1 protein-coding gene is annotated in these 256 nt (G+C 50.0%); it reads right to left on the reverse strand.

Annotated features, from left to right (window positions below; all coding sequences use genetic code 11):
• Positions 1-256: asparagine synthase-related protein (locus SB847_RS21585; RefSeq protein WP_410578730.1), on the reverse strand; the 256-nt coding region annotated here is incomplete at both ends.

Raw genomic sequence — 256 nt, forward strand, 5'->3', positions numbered from 1 at the left:
CTAGCGGCATCCCGCAACAGTGACTTCAAGCCATTTTTCAACAAAAAAGCGGATGGAACCCTAGCCAGATATTCGACAATTCCTATGTCGAGCAACGGTGGCCGTGACTCAAGATTTTCGATCATCGACGTCCGATCTTCAACGTGAAGCAGAGCCGGCAACAACGTATGGAAGTCCAGTCGCAACAACCTTCGGAGTATTGTTCCGTCACCAGTAAGCTTCATCGCTTCGGTGACGACATCCCGATCCTTGATCT

Source organism: Bacillus sp. SIMBA_026, from assembly GCF_046535335.1.
Taxonomy (GTDB): domain Bacteria; phylum Bacillota; class Bacilli; order Bacillales; family Bacillaceae; genus Bacillus; species Bacillus velezensis.